The organism is Niveispirillum sp. FG148 (assembly GCF_057809655.1).
Genome location: NZ_JBMDKJ010000036.1, coordinates 34491 through 53478, shown reverse-complemented (window position 1 = coordinate 53478; position 18988 = coordinate 34491). Strand labels below are relative to the sequence as shown.

The following is an 18988-nucleotide window of genomic DNA, read 5'->3' as shown; positions in this document are numbered from 1 at the left end:
GGTTACTTCCCTTCGGCTTGGGCCAGCAGGCTGCGCTTGCGGCCATAGGCGAGATAGATGGCGATACCGATCAGGTTCCAGATGGCAAAGCGGACCAGCGTGCCCGTGGGCAGGCTAATCATGAAATAAAGGCAACCGATGACGGCCAGCGGGGCGACCACCCACACGGCCGGGCACTTGAACAGGCGCGGCAGGTCAGGCCGCGTGCGGCGCAGGACCATGACGCAGACCGACACGGCGATGAACGCCGTCAGGGTGCCGGCATTCGACAGTTCGGCGATCTGGTCCAGGCGGAAGAAGCCGCCGACCAGGGCGACAAAGGCGCCGACGATCAGGGTCAGCTTCACCGGCCCGCGCTTCTGCGCGTCCAGCTTGCTGAGGCTGCGGGGCAGCAGCCCGTCGCGGGCCATGACGAAGAAGACGCGGGTCTGGCCGAACATCATGACCAGGATGACCGACGGCAGGGCGATGATGGCGGCGGCCCCGATGCCAAAGGCGGCCCCCGGATGGCCCAGGCCGCGCAGGATGAAGGCCAGCGGCTCGCCCGAGGCGGCGAACTCGGCAAAGGGCCAGGCGCCGACGGCGCAGGCGGCCACGATCATATAGATGATGGTGCAGACGACCATGGACCCGATGATGCCGATGGTCAGGTCGCGCGTCGGGTTCTTCACTTCTTCGGCCGAAGTCGACACGGCATCGAACCCGAAAAAGGCGAAGAAGACGATGGCGGCCGCCGCCATCACGCCGCGGGCATGGCCGTCAACCGTGTGCGACGCAAAGCCATAGGGCATGAAGGGGCTGAAATTATCGGGCACCAGGGCCGGGGCCGCGATGCCGACAAACACGGCCAGCGCCATGATCTTGATGGCCACCAGGGCGATGTTCAGCGTGGCGCTTTCCTTGGCCCCGCGTGCCAGCATGGCGGTGACGGCCAGCGTAATCAGCACGGCCGGCAGGTTGATGAGCCCGCCCGCATGCGGCCCCGACAGCATCCAGGTCGGCAGATGGATGCCCGCCGATTCCAGCAACCCCACCATATAGCCCGACCAGCCCACGGCGACGGCGGCACAGGTGACGGCATATTCCAGCACCAGGCTCCACCCCACCAGCCAGGCCAAGCCTTCGCCCAGCACCGAATAGGTGTAGGTATAGGCGCTGCCGGCGGCGGGCACGAGCGTCGCCATCTCCGTATAGGTCAAGGCGGCAAAGACGCAGAGGACGCCGCAGGCGGCAAAGGCCAGCACGACAGCCGGGCCGGCGCGTTCCGCCCCGATCCCCGTCAGCGTATAGATGCCCGTGCCGATGATGGCCCCGATGCCAAGCGCGATCAGATGCGGCCAGCTCAGCGTGCGCTTGAGTTGCCGGTCATGATCGACATGCAGTTGGGAATCCAGTGACTTGCGACGACCCCAGAAACTCATTCACTTCGCTCCTGTCCGAATTCAGCGCCGGTTCGCCCGGCATGGTCATGGTTGAAGGGGAACTTGTCCGACTTTTGCGCGACGATTCCAACTGCTGTCGTTTGGGGGGGGGAGGAGGAAGCGTCGGGCACTGCCTGCGGGCCTCGTCCAACAGTGCCTCCCCCGCGAAAGCGGGGGGCCAGGGGGGATAATCACGGCGTCCGGTGCCTTTGGCCCCTGGATCCCCGCTTTCGCGGGGAAGGCACTGTTGGGCCAGGGGGCAAGTTGGCGCCTTCCCCCCCCCTCGCCCTTACTTCCCCCCGGCCGTCTTGATCCAGCCGTCGATGCGCTGTTCAACCATGGTCATGGGCATGGGCCCGTCATTCAGGACCAGGGCGTGGAACTGCTTGATGTCGAATTTCGGCCCCAGCGCCTTTTCGGCCTTGGCCCGCAGTTCCGAAATCTTCAACTGACCGATCTTGTAGCCCAAGGCCTGACCCGGCCAGGCGATGTAGCGGTCCGTCTCGCTCTGGATGTTCTTTTCCGCCAGCGCGCTGTTGTCGCGCAGGCAGCTTGCCGCTTCCTCGCGGCCCATGCCCTTCCAGTGGATGCCCGTATCCATGACCAGACGGCAGGCGCGCCACATCTCCATGGAAAGCTGGCCGAACTTCTCATAGGGCGTGCTGTACATGCCCATATCCTCGACCAGCTGTTCGGAATAGAGCGCCCAGCCTTCGACAAAGGCGGTCACATCGTCCTGGCGGCGGAACTGCGGCACATCCTTCTGTTCCTGGGCCAAGGCGATCTGCAAATGGTGACCGGGCACGCCCTCATGCGCGACCAGGGCCGGCATCTCGTACAGCGGGCGCATGTTCAGGTGCGAGGTGTTAATCATCAACCCGCCGGCCACGCCCTGTTCCGGGCTGCCGGGATTGTAGCGGCCCGACGTGTAGCCCTCCTCGATCTCTGCCGGCACGGGGCGCACGCCATAGGGCAGGCGGGGCAGCAGGCTGAAATATTCGGGCAGCTTGTCGTCGATGCGCTTGGCCAGACGGCTGGCCTTTTCCAGCAATTGTTCGCGCGAGGTGGCGTAGAATTGCGGGTCGGTGCGCAGGAAGGCCAGGAATTCCTTGAAATCACCCTTGAAGCCCGTCTGCTTGATGGTCTTGTCCATCTCCGCCCGGATGCGGGTGATCTCCGACCGGCCCAGATCATAGATCTGGTCGGGGGTCATGGTCGTCGTCGTCTCCCGCTTCACGCGGTAGGCGTAATAGTCCTTGCCATTGGGCAGGGACGACGCGCCCAGCGTGGGTCGCGACTTCGGCAGATATTCCTTGGCGAAGAAATCGACCAGCGCCAGTTCCGCCGGCTTCACCTTGGTCTTCACGATCTCCAGCCCGCGCTTCAGGTACGCCTCGCGGTCGGCGGCGGGGATGGTGGCGGGAAGCTGCTTCAGCGGGGCCAGAAGGGCATTATCCTCCGGCTTCACCTCGGCCAGCACCTTGGTCATGCGCACGGCCGTTTCCGCGATCAGGCGCGGCTGCACGAAGCCCGTCTTCAGGCCCCGGCGCATATTGGCGATCTCGGTCTCGTAATAGCCCGGAAGCCCGGCCATGCGCACCAGATAGGCCTCCACCTCCGCCGCATTGTGCAGGCGGGTGCCGTCGGCGATATAGCCGGGCACGCTGAAAAAGCCGCTGTCATTGCTGAAGGGGATGCGCTCCTCGTCAAACTTGGCCCCTTCCAGGTCCAGGGTCACGCGGCGCAGCAGCAGGGCATGGTTCAGCGCATCCTGGCCCGTCAGGCCGGCGGCAGGGATGGCGTTCAACCGGTCGCGGAACTGGGCGATGGCGCGCTGCCGGTCGGCCACCGCCTTGGGGCTGTCATCGGGCCAGCGCTTGGCGGCTTCCAGATCGCCGCGCTGTCCGGCGCCGATCGGATCGGCCTGGTTCAGGAAGCTGTCATAGTCGGACAGGGTGGCGCGCAGGTCGTCAACCGGGGTGGCCAGGGCGCTGGTCGCGCACAGCAGGGCCAGGCTGATGCCGGTGCCAAGGGCCAGCATGCGGCTGCGCAGACGGCCGGAAGCGGTGGGGATGCGGGGATTGCTCATCAGATCTTCTTTCCCGTTTTATAGGGTTTGTCAGGCTTAGGGGGAATGGGGCTGGCTCTTGCTTGCGTCACGCCGGCTAAGGCCCATAGGCGCTAAGTTAGTCCCTTGGAATGAGGTGCCTTCCCCGCGAAAGCGGGGATCCAGGGGCCACAAGCAACCAGGCTTCAGTGCCCTTGGCCCCTGGACCCCCGCTTTCGCGGGGGAGGCAAGGAAGGTGCAATTGACTACCTTAGCGCTCATGGGCCTTCCCTGGGATGACGGTAGAAGAGGCTTCGAGGTTCATCTGACAGACACTAGGGTTTAAGGCGGGCGATATAGGCATGGACGCGGGCATCCAGCATGTCCAGCGGCAGGGCGCCGCCCGACAGGACCAGATCATGGAAGGCGCGCAGGTCAAACCGGGGGCCCAGGGCCGCCTCGGCTTCCCGCCGCAGGGAGACGATCTTCATCTCCCCCAGTTTGTAGGCCAGCGCCTGGCCGGGCCAGCCGATATAGCGGTCGGTCTCGCGATAGGCGCCTTCGGTCGACATGGCGGTGTTTTCCAGCAGGCAGGCGGCCGCCTGATCGCGGGTCCAGCCCATGGCATGCACGCCCGTATCCATCACCAGCCGGCAGGCGCGCCACATTTCCATGGACAGGCGGCCCATATGTTCGGGCACGGACTGGTAGATGCCCATCTCCACCCCCAGCCGTTCGCTGTACAGCGCCCAGCCTTCGACAAAGGCGGTCACATCATCCAGGCGGCGGTAATCGGGCAGGGTGGTATTTTCCTGGGCCAGGGCGATCTGCAGATGGTGGCCCGGCACCCCTTCATGCAGCAGCCAGGCGGGCAGGGCCGCCAGATCATTGCCGGCCCCGCCGCCATAGACCACGGCCCCGGCCACGCCCGCTTCCGGGCTGCCCGGCAGATATCCAGACGAAATGCTGTCCAGACCCGGCGGCTTCTGCCGGATGCCATAGGGCAGGCGCGGCAGCAGACCGAAATAGCGGGGCAGCAGATAGTCGGTGCGTTTGCCGATCTCCGCCGCGCGTTCGGCATAGGCCTGGGTGCTGGCGGCCCGCAGCGCCGGATCGGCCCGCATGGACAGAAGATAGTCGCGCACGCCCTGATGGATGCCATTATCGGCCAGCAGCTTTTCCATTTCCGCCCGGATGCGGGCGATTTCCGTCTTGCCCTGGGCGTGGATGGAGGCGGCGTCCAGGGGCAGGGTGGTGAAGCGGCGGATCAGAAAGGCGTAATAGCGCCCCTGGTCCAGCGTGCCGGCGCCCAGGGCGGCCCGCGCCTTCGGCCGGTATTCCTTCTCCAGGAAGCCGGCCGCCGCCGCCTGGGCCGGGCGCACCTTCTGCGTGATCAGGGCAATGGCCCGGTCGCGCAGCGCCTGGCGCCGGGCCGCGTCCACCGTGGCCGGCAGCGTGTCGAACGGGATCAGCAGGGCGCTTTTGTCGGCCGGCTCGCGCGACAGCTCGCGCAGGACCTTCACGGCCTTGTCCACCGTCTGGCCCGTCTGGGTGAAACGGTCCTTCACGCCCCGGCGCATATTGGTGATGGCATTGTCGAAATAGCCGGGTACCGACGCGATGCGGGTGATCCAGGCTTCCGCTGCCGCCTCACCCGACAGGACGGTCATGGCCGCCTGCGTTTCCGGCACGGTATAGAAGCCCTCGCCATCGACGAAGGGGATGCGTTCCTCCCCGAATTGAATGGCGTCCAGCGCGATGGAAACCTGACGCGCCATGATGGCACGGCTCAACGCGTCCTGTTCGGACAGGTCCGCGGCGGGCACCGCCTCCAGCCGTTTCTGGAAGACCTCCAGGGCGGCGCGCCTTGCCTGGATGGCGGCGGGGCTGTCATCGGGCCAGCGGGAAGCGGCGGCCAGATCGCCGCGCTGCCCGGCCGTGACCGGGTCAATATCCGAAAGGAAACGGCTGTAATCGGCCGACAGGCCGGACCAGTCCGCCGCCCCGGCCAGGGCTGCCGGCGACAGGACCAGAGCGGTCGTCAGCAGCAGGGCCTGCAGGCCCCGGGGAACGACACGCCGCAACATCTTCACCACGCCACTTTCCTTCCATGCCGGATCAGGATGGGGCCACGCCAAGGCGGGCAGTGATTTCGTATACTTTAGACGAATATTCGGGGATCGCAACAGGGAATGCCGCCGGACCCTGTTTCCGCAGGCAACCATACCGTGACCGGCACCCGCCCCCTGGGGACGGCCGGTTGCCTGCCGCAGCGCGAAAGAGCCATTGAAATGGATTGACAAGGCTGCGGCATCCCTCTGAAGTTGGACCCGGTGTCGCCCGAGTGGACCAGAATGAGCATCATTGTCAGAACGCTTTCCGACCAGACCTACGACGTGGTGAAACGCCATATCCTGACCGGGAAGATGGCGCCGGGCACGCCTGTGCGTCAGGACGTGATCGCCAATGAACTGGGCGTCAGCAAGATCCCCCTGCGCGAGGCCCTGGGGCGCCTGGAACAGGATGGTCTGCTGACCTCCTATCCCAATCGCGGTTATGTCGTGCGCCCGCTGTCGGCGGCGGAAGCCACGGAAGTCTTCGCGCTGCGCCTGCGGCTGGAACCGTTCGCCACGGCCGACGGCGCCCGCAATGCCGGCGACGAAGACCGCAAGGCGGCCGAACTGGCTCTGACCACCCTGGAACAGCAGCAGGACATTGCCGACGGCACCGACCATGTCACCGGCAACCGCCTGTTCCACCTGACCCTGATCCGCCCGGCCGGACCCGTGACCTATACCCTGCTGAAGCGGCTGCACATCCTGTCCGAACGCTATGTCCGCGTGCATCTGGCCCCACAGGGGCGGGAGGAACGGGCACGGCGCGAACATCGCCAGATCCTGCAAGCCTGGCTGGCCCGCGACGGCGCCCAGGTCGAAACCCTGACCGCCCTCCATATCGGCGCCACCCTGGATGATCTGAAGGAACAGCTGGAAGGGTGAGGGGGGTGCCTCGGTTACGACCGGCAGGCGCCAACTTAACCAGTTGCGTTTCCCTGCCTCCCCCGCGAAAGCGGGGGTCCAGGGGCCACAAGAAAAACCTCTACGCTGCCTTGACCTGAGCTGCTGCTGCGTCGGGCGCTTGGCCCCTGGACCCCCGCTTTCGCGGGGGAGGCACCTTTGCTCCAGGGGGATATGTCAGCGCCCCGTTACCATGCCGGGATGGCACAAGTTCCCCTGACCACCTGACGGCTATTGCCCCAGCCGAAAAAGGCGCCCTGTCCGGCGAACCGGACAGGGCAGGCTGAGGACGTCCCAAGCGGGACGGGGGTGAAATCAGAAGTCCAGCGACAGGCCGACAAACATGTTCATGCCCAGCGGGTCGTAGACACCCGGATAGGTATTGCCATTGCCAAACGAGCTGAGCAGGCCGGCGGCGATGGCCGGCGGCGCCTTGTCGAAGATGTTGTTGATGCCGGCGCGCAGCTTCAGCCCGTCGGTCACCGTCATCGAACCGGCCAGATCGAAATAGCTGTAGGCGCCGATCTTGCCGTTGATATTGACCTTGTCGCCCGCCAGGAACTGATTGTCCGTGTTGGTTGACAGCGTGACCGACCCGAAATAGCGCCAGTTGACGGACAGGCTGGCATCCATCCACGGCATCTGCCAGGTGGTGCGCAACTGGTGACGCCAGGTCGGGTTGGGCTGACCGCAGGTCGGACCGAACAGGCCCTTGCAGTCATAGGAACCCAGGCCCGGCAGCTGTTCCGTCTCGCGGCTCAGCAGATAGGTGCCGACCAGACCGATATCGATGCGGCCCATGTCTTCCTTGATCACGTCTTCCAGGTCGAAGGCGTAATTGGCCTGGATGTCCAGGCCGTCGGTGCGCAGGAAGCCCGTGTTCTGGTTCGTCGATACGATATAGCCATTGTTGCCGAACAGGACGCCGATGGCCGGATCGCGGTGGAACAGGTTGCAGAAGAACGGGTTGCCCGTCTGGATGCACTGGTTGATGACGGTCTGCGCGTCCACCGACCCGATATAGTCCTTGATGTTGATATGGAAGTAATCAACCGTCAGGGAGAAGCCGCGGATGAATTCCGGCGTCAGCACGACGCCGGCCGTATAGGTATCGGCCTCTTCCGGCTTCAGCAGCGGGTTGCCGCCACCCTGGGCCACGCAGGTATCGGCCGGGCATTCCGGGATGTGGCCATACTGGGCCGCCGTCACGCCCGACTTCTGGCAGGCGGCCAGCGAGGCGGTGGGATTGGCGCCGGAGCAGGGGTCCTGGCCCGACACATTGCCCAGGGCCTGCTGGGCATACAGTTCGCTGATATTGGCGGCACGGACGGCGCGATTGTACGAACCGCGCAGGCGCATGTCACCCGTCGGCGCATATTGCAGTTCGGTCTTGTAGGTCTTCGTCCACTCGTCGGCATTGGAATAGCGCGACATGCGGTAGCCGCCATTCAGCGACAGCTCCTTGACGAATTCCTTGTCCTGGACCAGCGGCACCTGCAATTCGCCGTAGAATTCCTCGACATTCAGCTTGCCGTTATTGGGCTTGGTGCCGCCGGCCTGGGCCAGGGCATCGGCCTGGAAGTCCAGCGTCTCGTCCCGGTGTTCGGCGCCGAACGCCACGGCAAGGCCGTCATCGGCCAGCGGGCTCTGCAGCCCGTAATCGCCCAGCTGACCCGTCACGCCGCCGCTGAACACGCGTTCGGTCTGCACGCCGCGGGTATAGGTGGGGGCGTAGAGATATTCGTAACCGGCCTGGGAGATGCCGTTATACTTGAACACGTCGATCGGCACGCAGGACGGGTCGGTGCCATTGACCTTGGACACGCAGGTCGGCACGCCGTTGACATTGACGACCTGCAGGGCCCTCTGGGCCTTGGCATTGTCGACATTGTTCTTATAGCTCTCTTCCAGGCGGATGCTGGAATAGAGGAAGTTGGTGTCATAGGTCCAGTTGTCGCCCAGCTTGCCGCGCACGCCGCTGCTGACGCGATAGGCCGTATGGCGCAGGTCGTCGCGGCGCGGCTGGCTGCCGGGGCCGGTCAGACGATAACCGATGAAGGTGTCCTGGTTGGTGGCGGTGCCGGCGGCGGAACCGCACAGCATCTGCGCCTGGGCCGCCGACATCAGCGGGTTGTTGCAGTTGATCTGGAACACCGTGCCCTGGAACAGGGCCGACGGGGCCGCCTGGGAATAGGTATGGTCGTCCATGAACATGAACGAGCCATAGAGTTCCACTTCCGGCAGCAGCTCATAATGGCCATTGGCGCCGGCCGTCACGCGGCTGTCGGACCGCTGCTGGTAATTGGTGGGCGCGTAATTATAGGCGAAGGAACTGTCATACGGCACCCAGGTCTTGTTGCCGTCCTTGGTGTTGTTCAGCGTCTTGCCGGAATTAGGGCCGGTCAGCAGGGTGAACAGACCGTATGAATTGTTCGAAGACCCGCCGCAGACCAGGGCGTCCGGACCATCCAGGTTCAGGGCGCAGGCCGAATAATCGCGGCTGTCCTGGGTGACGGGCTTGGCCTCGCGGTAACCGGCATAGAAGGTGACATTGCCCTTCTTGTCGTCGGAATTGAAGCCCATCGCGACATTGACGTCCTTCTTGGCGCCGTCCCAGACGCTCTTGGGCGCCAGGTCGAAGCCCTTCTTCGTCATCAGCGAGCGGACATAGTCATTGTCGTTGCGCGTATGGTTGATGGAATACTGCATGTCGGCGTGAACGCCGTCCAGGTTCTTGCGCATGATGAAGTTCACAACGCCGGAAATGGCGTCGGAGCCATACACGGCCGAGGCACCGCCCGACACGACATCCACACGCTCGATCATGGCGCTGGGGATGAAATTGATGTCGGCGGTTTCCGGCGGCAGCATGCGCTGACCGTCGATCAGCACCAGATTGCGCACCGAACCCAGATTGCGCAGGTTGACGCGCGCCGTGCCATCCGACCCGTTCGACACATTGTCATTGGCGTCGGCCGTGAATTGCGGCAGGCGGTTCAGCAGGCTTTCCGCACTGGTCACGCCGGAGAACTTGATCTCCTCCTGGTTGACGGCGGTCAGCGGGCTGGCCGTCTGCAGGTTCGGCGCCTTGATGCGGGTGCCGGTAACGACGATTTCCGCCAGTTCAGCATCCTGGGCCAGGGCCGCCGGGGCGACCATACCGGCCAGGGCGATGGCCGTGCCGGCCAGCAGGCCAAATTTGTTCATTACGCGTGTCATTGATTGTTCTCCCTCAACAAGCGCTCCCCGTTTCGCGCCTGTTTCGGAAAATCCCTGAAGCGAGGCCGTATGTCAAATATCTTATACGATATATGGTCGTATTGTAGGAGTTATGTGACATGAGGGTCGCACCCCCTCACCCAAGCCTGTGGAGCGAGGGACGTTAAGTCGCAGAGAATAAAGAAGAAAGACGGCAAGCGTAGCTGCGGCCCCCAGCATCGGCGGTGATGGCGTACCGATGATGGCGTCGGGCCATGATTAAGTCAGACAATCTGTAATGTGGCGACGGTTGCCGCCGGAGGTCGCCTATAGGCGCTCAGTTAGGGTCTGTCAGGTTTACATTGAAGCAATCCCCACCGTCACCCCGGCCTTCGCCGGGGTGACGGTGGGGAGGCCCAAACCGATTCTATTTAAGCCGGACAAACTCCAAGAAAGATTTCGCCTTCCCGGCGACAAGCCGGGAAGGCGAAGAGGATGCTTCAGGATCAAACCTCACCCACCCGACACCGCGTTCAACCGCCGGCCCAGACGGCGCACAACCAGCCCCAGCAGCAGGATAGCCAGGCCTGCGCCGACCGTGACCAGCCCTGCCTGCTGATAGACCTGGGCATAGCGGTCCAGCCGGTCGGCCGGGTTCATGGCGGCATCGGCCACCGTGGCCCGGCTGATCAGGCCCGACAGTTTCTGGGCATAGGCGGTACAGAGGAACCACAGGCCCAGCATGGTGCCGGTGATGGCGGGCGGCGACAGGCGGGTGATGGCGGACAGGCCGATGGGCGACAGGAACAACTCGCCGCTGGCCTGCATCAGATAAAGCGCGATCAGCCACAGCAGGCCCAGATGCTGACCATCGGGCAACAGCGCGATGCCCAGCACCAGCACCAGGAAGCTGGCCCCCATCTGCATGCCGCCCAGACCCGACAGCGTGACCGGATGCGGCGACAGCCCGCGCCGGTCCAGCAGCCGCCACAGTCCGGCCACGGGCAGGGACAGCAGCATGACAAAGGCGAAGGGCAGGAATTGCAGCGACGGGGCGGGCACTTCCAGGCCCCAAAGGTGCAGGTCCACCCATTCGGCCGTGAACATGTTCAGTGATCCCGGGCTCTGCCCCAGCAGGGTCCAGAACAGCACCGACCCCAGCATCAGCAGGACCAGCACCAGCAGATCCAGCCGCTGCGCCGCGTTCAGCGTGCGCGCCTGCCACAGCACATACAGCACGGCTGACAGGGCGGCCGCATCCAGCAGCCGTTCGACGACGGCCGGGCTGTCCAGCAGCGCCCAGCAGGCCCCGGCCAGCAGCGCCCCGGCGGCCATGGCGGCCAGTCCCGGCCGGGCCAATGTCCGCGTCGGTGCCGGTGCCGGCACCCGCTTGCCGGCCCGCATCAGCAGCAGGGCCACCACCATGCCCAGCCCCGCCGCCCCGAAACCGGGTTCCCAGCCATAACGGAAGGCCAGCCAGCCGCAGACCAGGCTGCCCAGCAGCCCGCCGGCATTGATGCCCATATAGAATAGAGTGAAGCCCTGGTTACGCAGGGCCGCGCCCTGGCCATACAGTGCGCCGACCAGGGCAGAGATATTGGGTTTTAGAAAGCCCACCCCGGCCGCGACCAGGGCCAGGGCCAGATGGAACAGCACTTGTCCCGACCGGTCGTCACCGCGTTCCAGCCGCCCGCGCAGCACCTGTTCGGTCCCATCGGGCCCGCGCAGGCGCAGTTCCTGCTGATCGCTGCCGGCCACCGGGTCCACGGACAGAACGGGCACCGACCCCTCGGCCAGACGGATGACCCGGCCCGCCGCCCCTTCCTGGGGATAAAGCAGCGGCCGTTCCAGGGTCAGGTGCTGCCCGTCATCGGTGACCAGCATTTCGCTGGTCTGGTGCGGCATGAAACCCATCAGCCCATGGCCCAGCATCAGCATGGTCAGGCCGGCAATGACGGTCCGTTTGGCCCCCAGCCAATGATCGGCCAGATGACCGCCGATCAGCGGGCACATATAGACCAGCGCCGCGAAGGCCGCGAGATAGCGGTACGCCTCTTCCCGCGGCAGGGCCAGATGCCAGGTCAGAAAGAAGATCAGGTTGGCCTGCAGCCCGTAATAGGAGAAGCGCTCCCAGAACTCCACGCCGGCCAGGATGGCCAGTTCACGCGGATGCCGGCGTTCGGCGCCGTTCCCCTCACGCTGCATCTGTGTGCTTCCCCTGCGCCGGTACTTTTGATTTTAGTATACGATAGACGATCAGGCGGCAAGGGTTCCCGTGCGCCTCAACTGCCCCCGGTGTTTTTCTTGCCCTTCTTTTTCTTCTTGCTGACCGCCAGCCCCATCTCCTCGTCCGGCTGGTAATGCAGGTCGATATCGGAGGTGATGGGCTTTCCGGTCGCCCGGTCCACGGCCGGCTTCGTGATGGCGTCGGTAAGCTTGGCATTGACCAGACCGACATTGCTGAGATTGACGATGGAATTGATCAGCCCGGTGCTGGTGGGCGTCGTGGTCCCATTCTTGATATGCGGGTCGCTGGAATTGCCGATCAATGAATTGATTTCCGAAAATCCGAATTTCAGGTTCAAATCGGACAAGGAAAGCTCGTTGGAAATATTACCCAGATTGGCCGCCGTCTCCCGCAGGATTTTTGCCTTGGGATTATCGTGCAACAGCAGGGCCGACTGTTTGATCGTCTGCAGGTGTCCATCGGGGTTTTCCGTCCCAAAGGCTTTGAAGAAGCCATGCACCGCCTTGGACTTGTCTTCGTCCAACGCCGTGTCGACATCGGGGCTTTTGGACAGGCGGGCCGTCATCTCATAAAGCAGGCGGGTGATCTGGCTGTCAGCAATCTTGTGATTGCGGGAAATGGCCACCGTCTCGCCTGTGCTTTTATCCACATAGGTCAGCTTCGGCACCTTCCCGCCGTCGACATACTGATCCTTGATCAGCTTGGCGGCTTGCGTCTTCGACGCCACCTTTGACTGAAGCATCTTTTTGGTGATCTTTTCGCCCATATTGGGGCGCACGCGTTCCTGGTACAGTTTTTTGCCCAGGTCTGTCATGGCGCCCAGGCTGTCAGGCTGGAAATCGATCTGCTGTTCGTATTTGCTGCGGTCGATGTGAAAGCCGCCTTTCCGGTTCCTGGATCCGGATATTTTGCATTTCCCGACACTGTTGGCATTGCTTGCGCGGGTCCGGCCCTTCCATGGCTGGACCGCATCCACCTTGGTTTCCTCCTGGTCGCTGTCTTCATCCTCTGCCTCATCCACCATGGCGGACGGCTGGGGACTGCTCAATTTGCTGCTCACGACCTTCTTGGTGCGGGGCTCATAGGCGTCTTCGTCCCGCTTCCGGCTGGCGCTGTCCACCGTCAGGATGGGGCGTATGGTGGGGCCCTTGGCGGTGGAACTGCCGCTGGTGCGTTTGCCAAGAACGGACTGGTCAGTCTTGGTGGACCGGAGCGAGTAATCCCTCATGGCGGACAGCGCTGTTCCAGATAAATCCTGTGGTTTAAATAATCATAATACCATGCAGCAAGGAAGTGCATTCCGCAGTGCCGGCCGCCGGCCTTGCATCACATTCCCGTCCGCCGCTTCAGCCCGTCCAGGATATGGCGGGCCAGGCCTTCATAATCGCCGTCGAAATGGTGGCCGCCTTCGGTGGTGATGACTTCCACCCCCTGGGCGGTCAGGGCGGGGCAGACCGACTCCTCATCATCCTTGCCGTCGAAACATTGCAGCAGCTTCGGGTCGATCCGGTCCAGCTGGGGCCGTGTCGGCTGGGCGTTCTCATTCCCGCTGTCCAGGAATTCACCCACCGTGACCTCGAAATTGGCGTTGCCGCCCATGGCCAGCAGCGACATCTGGACGACAGAAGCCTGATCCTCCGCCGGCAGTTCATTGTAGAGCGCGGGCAGCACGTCGGCCCCGAAGGAGTATCCCACCAGCACCACCTTCTCCACCTGCCAGGTCTTCCGGTAATGGCGGATCAGACGCGACAGATCGACGGCGGCCTCCTTGGGCGCACGCCAGGTCCAGAAATAGCGCAGCATGTCCACCCCCACGGCGGGCATGCCGCTTTGCTGGAGATATCCCGCGATATCCTTGTCGATGTCGCGCCAGCCGCCATCCCCGGAATAGACGATGGCCACGGCCCCGTGCGCGGGCTGGGTCGGCAGTTCCACGACGGGCAGATCGCTGATGCCATCCTCCCCGTCATTTTCCGGCCGGTCGACCTTGGCCTGGCGCACCAGTTCGGCAACCAGCGCGTCGCCCGGCGACACGCCGCCGGGCTTCAGCAGGGTGACCGGCACGCCATGGCCGGCCGCGTCCTCATTGCACAAGGGGAAGGGCAGGGGCGGCAGGGGCTGCGGGTCCATGGCGACGGCCCCGCCCAGCACGGCCGGCGCGGCCGTATTGGCGATGCGCCGCGCCAGTTCCCCGCCCGGACCGATACCGGACAGGATCGGCAGATCATAACGGGGCAGGCCCAGCCCCTTCTGGGCGGCCTGTGACACGGCCTGCACGGCCCAGTGCGGGTCGATGCAGGGGCCTTCCGCCCTGGCCAGACCGGCCAGCGCCTGCCGCAGGTCGATGCCGACCACGGTGACCCCGCGCGACGACAGGCGCCAGGCCATGCGCCGGAACTGGGCATCGAACCCGTCAGCGCCGGAGAACAGCACCGTCGTCGCCCGGCTTTTGTTGGCGCGGGCCGCCACCAGCCGCGGCGTGCCCAGCAGTGGGTCCTGGTCCATCGTCACGGCCGGTGCTGGCAGGTCGTAGCGATGGATGATGGTTGCCACGCCGGCCAGACCCGCCAGCAGGACCAGCAGACCCGTCATGATAAGGCTGTGACGCTTCATTTGCCCACCACTCCCCACAGGCCGCCACTGATCAGCACGGTGATGTCGGCCAGCGCCAGCATCGGGTTGATGCCGCCCGGCACGGCCATGTACCGCGCCTCCCATTCCGGCCCGAATTTCGACTTGAAGGCGCGCAGGCCGCTGAAATTATAGAACCGGTCGCCATGGTCATAGACGGCGCGGCCCACCTGCTGCCACAGGCCGACGGCGCTGGAAGACAGGCCCGACAGGGGCGCCATGCCCAGGTTGAAACGGCCATAGCCTTCGGCCTTGAAATGCAGCATCAGGCGCAGCAGCAGATATTCCATGGCCATGGCGGGAGCGGCGGTGGAAAAGCGCATCAGATCGATGCTGGCTTCATCCTTGCGGTCCGTCAGCATCAGGCTGGCAAAGGCCACGATCCGTCCATCCCGGCGCAGCACGCCCACGGGCCGGGCACTCAGGTAATCCGGCACGAACGCCCCCAGGGAGAAACGCTTCTCCCGGACATTATGCGCGTCCAGCCAATCGTCGGAGACGGTGCGCAGGGCGTCCAGCGTCTCCGGCACCCGTTCGGCCGGGATCAGTTCGAACACCAGCCCGTCGCGTTCGCAGCGGTTGCAGGCATTGCGCAGATTGCCGCGCCTGGACCCTTTCAGGTCGAAGCCGGCCAGATCGATATGCGCCTCCTCCCCCAGCTTGAAGGCGACCAGGCCGGCATCGGCATAAAGCGCCAGATTCTCCGGCGCCACCTGATAGAAAACGGCCCGGCCGCCCGAGGCGCGGGCCATTTCCACCAGCCGCCAGATCAGTGGCGCCCAGGCCTCCACCGGCCCCACGGGATCGAACAGGGCGATCCAGGACCGCCCCTGGCGCGCATACATGATGAAGGCGTCGCCATCGTCGGAGAACAGCAGATGCTTGTCGCCCAGCAGCGCCAGCTGGGCCGAGGTGCGACCTTGCGCGTCGATGATGGCGCGGGCGCGGGCGAGCGCGGCGGCATCGGGCGGGCCTTCCACCCTCTGCGCGGCAGGACGCAGCAGCACCCAGGCCGCTCCGAATCCCGCCAGCAGCGTAATGCCCAGCAGGGCCCGCAGGCCGCGCGGCGCCTCTTCGGAAAATTCGAACTGCCACCACAACTCGTGCGCATATTCCACGTCCTTGTAGACGAAGAACAGGATGGCGGCCGCCGCGATCAGCAGCAGGCCCACCGCCACCAGCCAGCGCCCACTCAACGCCTGATGCAGCAGGCTGGCGCGGCGGGTGAATTCCTTGTGCGTGATCAGCAGCAGCGACAGCAGCACGGCCAGCAGCGCCACCTCGGTCAGGGCCAGCGCCTTGGCGAAGGCCAGGGCGATGGCGGCGGTCAGGATGGTGACGGCCGCCCACCAGGCCCCGTCCAGCCGGTAGGTGATGCCGCGCGCCACCACGAACAGCAGCAGCCCCAGCACCGATGACAGGAAATGCGCCCCTTCCACCAGCGGCAGCGGCAGCCAGTCGGCCAGCAGGTCCAGCCGGCCTTCATCGGCCGGGGTGACGCCGGAAAAGACCAGCATCATGGACAGGATCAGGGTCAGCGCCCCCAGCACGGGCGGGGCCAGGCGCGTACCGACCTGCACCACCCGGCTTTCCGCCAGCAATTGCGCGGCCCGGCGTGTTTCCAGCAGCGCCACCAGCAGACCTGCCAGCAGCAGCGGCACGACATGATAGATGACGCGGTAGAGCAGCAGCGCGCCCAGCACCTGTTCGGTATCGGCTCGCCCGCCCAGGGCGGCGATCACCACCGTTTCGAACACGCCCAGACCAGCCGGCACATGGGACAGCACACCCAGGCCCACGGCCACGGCATAGATGGCGATGAAGCCCGGCAGGGTGATGTCGGTCGATGGCAGCAGCACCCAGAGCGTGGCGCCGGCCGCCGCGATATCGGCCAAGGTGGCGGCATATTGGGTCAGCAGCAGATGCGGGCGCGGCAGGTCCACCCGCCAGCGGCCCACCGGCACGCTGTCATGTTTGCGGGCCAGCAGCACCAGCAGGACGAGCGCCGCCACGCCGATGGCCCCCGTGCCATGGGCCAGCCATGCCGGCAGGCCCAGCCCCGTCACATCGCCGGCCACCAGCAGGCCCAGCGCCGTGGTGCCGGCCACGCCGATGCCGAAGGTGGCGGTGACAAAGCCGACGATGCGGGCCACATCCTCCGGCTCGATCCCGTGCGGCGTATAGAAGCGGTAGCGGATGGCCCCCGCCGTCAGTGGCCCGAACCCCACCGTATTGCCGACGGCATAGGCGCAGAAAGACGTGAGGCCGATGACCGGATAGGGCACGCGTGCGCCGACATAGGCCAGTGCTGACCAGTCATAAAGCGTCAGCGCCAGGAACGACAGTGCGGTGCAGCCCAGTGCGACGGCGATGGCCCAGCCCGGCGTGTCACGCAGCGCATCGACCACTTCCTGATACGAAATCTCGGCGGCCAGATGCGACAGGGCGGTCCAGGCCAGGGCCGCCACAGCCAGGATGATGGCGCCCGTCAGGCCGCCCTTCACCCATCCGCGCCAGCGCGCGGGCGTTTCCGTCGGCATCAAACTCTGCGTCATGGTCGTTCAATCCACCCGCACAACCGCCATTCCAATGTCGGGGCGGCCCCTTCTTTCAACCTTGTCATCGACCAAGATCATAGAGGCGGCAAGTGACTTCTGTGTCATCCTGTCCCGGTCTGTAACAACATGGGACATGTGTCGTGCCCGATATCGCCCCGCATAAGGCCACGAACAATCTCGACGCCTTCTGGATGCCGTTCACGGCCAACCGGCAGTTCAAGCAGGCCCCGCGCCAGTTCGTCGGCGCCAGCGGCATGTATTACCGCACAGATGATGGCCGCCAGGTGCTGGACGGCACCGCGGGCCTGTGGTGCGTGAATGCCGGCCATTGCCGGCCGGAAATCACCCGCGCCATCCAGGCCCAGGCGGCGGAGATGGACTATGCCCCCGCCTTCCAGATGGGCCATCCCGGCGCGTTTGAGCTGGCCTCGCAACTGACAGCCCTGCTGCCGGCCGGGCTGGACCATGTGTTCTTCACCAATTCCGGGTCGGAATCGGTCGATACCGCCCTGAAGGTGGCCCTGGCCTATCACCGCGCGCGCGGTGAGGGGCAGCGCACCCGCTTCATCGGGCGCGAACGCGGCTATCACGGGGTCGGGTTCGGCGGCATCTCCGTCGGCGGCATCGTCACCAACCGCAAGGCCTTCGGCGCGATGCTGCCGGGCGTGGACCATCTGCCCCACACCTATGACCGGGCGCATCAGGCCTTCACCCGTGGCCAGCCGGAATGGGGTGCGCATCTGGCGGACGAGCTGGAACGCATCGTCGCCCTGCATGATGCCAGCACCATCGCCGCCGTCATCGTGGAACCGGTGGCCTGTTCCACGGGCGTGCTGGTCCCGCCCAAGGGGTACCTGGAAAAGCTGCGCGCCATCTGTGACAAGCATGGCCTGCTGCTGATCTTTGATGAGGTCATTACCGGCTTCGGCCGCCTGGGCACGCCGTTCGCCACCGATTATTTCGGCGTCGTGCCCGATATCATCACGGCGGCCAAGGGCCTGACCAACGCCACCGTGCCCATGGGGGCCGTGTTCTTCCAGAAGAAGATCTACGACGCCTTCATGACCGGCCCCGACCATATGATCGAGCTGTTTCACGGCTACACCTATTCGGGCCACCCGCTGGCCGCCGCTGCCGGTCTGGCGACGCTGAAGGTCTATCAGGATGAAGGGCTGCTGACGCGCGCAGCGGACCTGGATGGCTATTGGACGGATGCGGTGCATTCGCTGAAGGATGCGCGCCATGTCGTGGATATCCGCAATCTGGGCTTGATCGGCGCCATCGAACTGGAACCCTTGGCCGGCCAGCCGACCAGGCGGGCCTTCAGCGCCTTCCTGAAATGTTTCGAGAAGGGCCTGCTGGTCCGCACCACAGGCGACATCATCGCCCTGTCGCCGCCGCTGATCGTTGAAAAGGCGCAGATCGACCAGATCGTGGAGACGATCCGCGCGGTTTTGGCGACGGTCGATTAACGCCATATCCAGGGCAATCGGGAGAACCATCCCGAAATTGGAGCACCGTCATCCCGGCCTTCGCCGGGATGACGGAGAACCCTTTGCATGATTCTAGTCCTCCACCCGATTGCCCTGGATACATATCCCGGCAAGATCCCTTTTCGGTACATGCCGTAGCGTCAGCTCTTTGTAATTAAAATAGATCTAAATATTCTCGGCAGCAGAAGATAATTTCAAAGAAATTATATTTTATTTCGCTGTCAGCCATTAAGCGATTTCTTTCGGAATCTCTCTTGACAGCGTTGTCTAATAACTTTATCCGCGTCTGAGTACGTTTTCACTGGTCGTGTTGAAGATTGGGGGCTGCATGCGGAAAGCCGTGTATGTGGCGATAAAGGGGTGGGCTACTGCCGT

At 64.6% G+C, this 18988-nt stretch carries 10 protein-coding genes; 2 read left to right on the top strand and 8 right to left on the bottom strand.

Going from position 1 to position 18988, the window contains the following annotated elements; translation table 11 throughout:
* Window positions 1–2: 2 nt before the first annotated feature.
* The 3 genes from ACODTW_RS24950 to ACODTW_RS24940 form a co-directional block, all read right to left on the bottom strand.
* Complete coding sequence (locus tag ACODTW_RS24950) at window positions 3–1421, bottom strand: amino acid permease (protein ID WP_488948846.1); 1419 nt, start codon at window positions 1419–1421, stop codon at window positions 3–5.
* A 289-nt stretch (window positions 1422–1710) separates the two neighbouring features.
* Window positions 1711–3510: a DUF885 domain-containing protein gene (locus ACODTW_RS24945; protein WP_488948845.1), complete on the bottom strand. Its 1800-nt coding sequence runs from the start codon at window positions 3508–3510 to the stop codon at window positions 1711–1713.
* 293 nt (window positions 3511–3803) lie between these two features.
* The gene (locus ACODTW_RS24940) at window positions 3804–5555 is read right to left on the bottom strand and encodes a DUF885 domain-containing protein (protein WP_488948853.1); all 1752 of its coding nucleotides are present in this window, start codon (window positions 5553–5555) and stop codon (window positions 3804–3806) included.
* A gap of 267 nt (window positions 5556–5822) precedes the next feature.
* On the opposite strand from ACODTW_RS24940, the gene ACODTW_RS24935 reads away from it, so the two are divergent.
* Window positions 5823–6467, top strand: a complete 645-nt coding sequence (locus tag ACODTW_RS24935) for a GntR family transcriptional regulator (protein WP_488948844.1) — start codon at window positions 5823–5825, stop codon at window positions 6465–6467.
* Window positions 6468–6800: 333 nt separating this feature from the next.
* On the opposite strand, the gene ACODTW_RS24930 is transcribed toward ACODTW_RS24935, so the two are convergent.
* From ACODTW_RS24930 to mprF, 5 genes are all read right to left on the bottom strand, one after another.
* Complete coding sequence (locus ACODTW_RS24930; protein WP_488948843.1) at window positions 6801–9692, bottom strand: TonB-dependent receptor domain-containing protein; 2892 nt, start codon at window positions 9690–9692, stop codon at window positions 6801–6803.
* A gap of 504 nt (window positions 9693–10196) precedes the next feature.
* Window positions 10197–11888, bottom strand: a complete 1692-nt coding sequence (locus ACODTW_RS24925; protein ID WP_488948842.1) for a peptide MFS transporter — start codon at window positions 11886–11888, stop codon at window positions 10197–10199.
* Window positions 11889–11965: 77 nt separating this feature from the next.
* Entirely contained in the window at window positions 11966–13159 is a 1194-nt protein-coding gene (locus ACODTW_RS24920; protein ID WP_488948841.1) for a hypothetical protein, read from the bottom strand.
* Window positions 13160–13257: 98 nt separating this feature from the next.
* Window positions 13258–14544 (bottom strand): virulence factor family protein, encoded by a 1287-nt coding sequence (locus ACODTW_RS24915; protein WP_488948840.1) that lies wholly within the window; start codon window positions 14542–14544, stop codon window positions 13258–13260.
* Window positions 14541–17117 carry a bifunctional lysylphosphatidylglycerol flippase/synthetase MprF gene (gene mprF, locus ACODTW_RS24910; RefSeq protein ID WP_488948839.1) on the bottom strand — a complete coding sequence of 859 codons (2577 nt, stop codon included), beginning with the start codon at window positions 17115–17117 and terminating at the stop codon, window positions 14541–14543. Before mprF ends, ACODTW_RS24915 begins: the two co-directional genes overlap by 4 nt.
* Window positions 17118–17260: 143 nt before the next feature.
* Here mprF and aptA point away from each other — a divergent pair, with 143 nt between their 5' ends.
* Window positions 17261–18592: an omega-aminotransferase AptA gene (aptA, locus tag ACODTW_RS24905; protein WP_488948838.1), complete on the top strand. Its 1332-nt coding sequence runs from the start codon at window positions 17261–17263 to the stop codon at window positions 18590–18592.
* Window positions 18593–18988: the final 396 nt, after the last annotated feature.

Coding starts and splice junctions, on each gene's coding strand:
- ACODTW_RS24950 (WP_488948846.1), bottom strand. CDS start 1,421: ATGAGTTTCTGGGGTCGTCGCAAGTCACTGGATTCCCAACTGCATGTC.
- ACODTW_RS24945 (WP_488948845.1), bottom strand. CDS start 3,510: ATGAGCAATCCCCGCATCCCCACCGCTTCCGGCCGTCTGCGCAGCCGC.
- ACODTW_RS24940 (WP_488948853.1), bottom strand. CDS start 5,555: ATGTTGCGGCGTGTCGTTCCCCGGGGCCTGCAGGCCCTGCTGCTGACG.
- ACODTW_RS24935 (WP_488948844.1), top strand. CDS start 5,823: ATGAGCATCATTGTCAGAACGCTTTCCGACCAGACCTACGACGTGGTG.
- ACODTW_RS24930 (WP_488948843.1), bottom strand. CDS start 9,692: ATGAACAAATTTGGCCTGCTGGCCGGCACGGCCATCGCCCTGGCCGGT.
- ACODTW_RS24925 (WP_488948842.1), bottom strand. CDS start 11,888: ATGCAGCGTGAGGGGAACGGCGCCGAACGCCGGCATCCGCGTGAACTG.
- ACODTW_RS24920 (WP_488948841.1), bottom strand. CDS start 13,159: ATGAGGGATTACTCGCTCCGGTCCACCAAGACTGACCAGTCCGTTCTT.
- ACODTW_RS24915 (WP_488948840.1), bottom strand. CDS start 14,544: ATGAAGCGTCACAGCCTTATCATGACGGGTCTGCTGGTCCTGCTGGCG.
- mprF (WP_488948839.1), bottom strand. CDS start 17,117: ATGACGCAGAGTTTGATGCCGACGGAAACGCCCGCGCGCTGGCGCGGA.